This window comes from Nonomuraea candida, assembly GCF_000725485.1.
In the GTDB taxonomy this organism is placed as follows: domain Bacteria; phylum Actinomycetota; class Actinomycetes; order Streptosporangiales; family Streptosporangiaceae; genus Nonomuraea; species Nonomuraea candida.
Window position 1 is genome coordinate 1 of record NZ_JOAG01000114.1, and the last position, 1,816, is coordinate 1,816.

General features: G+C 69.6%; 2 protein-coding genes. Both read right to left on the reverse strand.

The window, feature by feature from the left end; translation table 11 throughout:
* Nucleotides 1–170: RICIN domain-containing protein (locus IO39_RS53750; protein ID WP_211267390.1), on the reverse strand; the 170-nt coding region annotated here is incomplete at its 3' end.
* A gap of 48 nt (nt 171–218) precedes the next feature.
* Nucleotides 219–1,816: family 43 glycosylhydrolase (locus IO39_RS43245; protein ID WP_043637524.1), on the reverse strand; the 1,598-nt coding region annotated here is incomplete at its 5' end.

The following is a 1,816-nucleotide window of genomic DNA, read 5'->3' on the forward strand; positions in this document are numbered from 1 at the left end:
TTCCTGGCCCATTGGGTGATGCGGGCGCCGTCGTTGGTGGCCAGGTTGTAGACGTCCAGGGCCTTGCCGCTGTTGCGGTTGACCAGCACGTACCACGCGTTGGTGTCCACCGTGGCCGCGTGGGCGGCGGGCTGGACGGCGACGAGCAGGCTCGCCAGTAAGGCGGCCACCGCCGCCAGGACGGACAGGAGTCTGGATCTCACGTCTGTGCCTTTCGATCAGGGGGTGGTGAGGTCGAAGCGGCGCACCGTCACCGCGCCGCCGAGGGACTGGGTGGCGTAGTTGAAGATGCCGAAGCGGTAGCCCATGAAGAACTGCCAGGCGTTGTTCAGCGTGAAGGGCGGGCCGAGGCCCACGAACGTGCTGCCGTCGGTGCTGTAGGAGAAGCGGGCCTGCCTGCCGGAGCCGGGCCGGATGTCGGCGCTGACCCGCAGCCAGATCCGGCCGCCCGAGACGGCCGCGCTCGCCGCCTCGGCGCCGGTGCCGGTGGTCTGCCACGAGCTGTTCATGGTCAGCCCGTTGGTCATCACGACCCGGTTGACGCCGTTGTCGCGCTTGACGCCGATCCAGGCCGACTGGTCGCGCAGCATGGCCAGGCCGGCGCGGTCGCCGTTGCTCATCTGCGCGTAGTCCAGCTCGATCGTCGCCGTGGACGACGGGCCCTGGATGCGGTGGGTCAGCGTGTTGCGGGCGTTGTAGAGGTCGTTGGTGACGGTGGCGGTCTGCAGGCGCAGGCCGCTGCCGGTGGAGAAGCGGCTGGTGTCGGGGTTGTGGTTCCACTCCCAGCGGTGCCCGAGGCTGCCCGAGGTGAAGGTGTCGGGGCCGGTCATGGGCGCCACGGTGCGGCTGGTCTGGATGTTCGGCCTCGGGTAGGTGACGCCCCAGCCGCCGTTGACGGTCTGCACGGACGGCCAGTCGCCGCTCCAGGTGATCGGCGCCAGCGCCGGGACCCGGCCGCCGGGGTAGGCGTCGACGAACGACATGTAGTACCAGTCGCCGTTCTGCGTCTGGACGAGCCCGCCCTGGTGCGGCACGCCGCCGCCCGCGATGGGGCCGGGCATGTTCAGCAGGACCTGGCGCATCTCGTACGGGCCCCACGGCGAGGTGGAGCGGAGCACGTACTGGCCGTTGGCGGGGCGGGTCAGCCAGATGTAGTAGTAGCCATTGCGCTTGTAGAAGCGGGCCCCCTCCAGCGTGCCGACGCTGCTCGGCGTCTGGAACACCTGCTGGGCGCGCACCTGGCTGAACCCGTCGGCCGAGAGCTGGGCGACGCTGATGGTGCCGTTGCCGTAGGCGACGTACATGGTGTCGTCGGTGTCGACCAGCAGGCCGGCGTCGTAGTAGCAGTTGTTGATCTGCGAGCGCTTGGTCCACGTGCCGTCCACGGCCGAGGCGGTGTAGACGTAGGTCCGGTTGAACTCCACGCAGCCCAGCCAGTAGTAGGTGCTGTTGCGGGGCCGGTAGTTCAGCGTCGAGGCCCAGATGCCCTTCACGTACGCCCGGCCGCCGCTCAGGTCGTAGGCGCCGGAGCCGAAGTCGAGCCTGGGCACGGAGTGGCCGGCGTACTCCCAGTCGACGAGGTTGTAGGAGCGCAGGATGGGCGCGCCCGGCGAGTAGTGCATCGTCGAGGCCGAGTAGTAGTAGGCGTCGCCGACCCGGATGATGTCGCCGTCGGCGAAGTCCTGCCAGACGACCGGGTTGGTGTAGGTGCCGCCGGTGCCGCCGCCGTCCACGCGGACGAGCTGCCATTGCTGGTTGGCGCCGCCCCAGTCGTCGTATTGGACGATGTTGGCGCCGTCGGCGGTGGAGGCGCCCT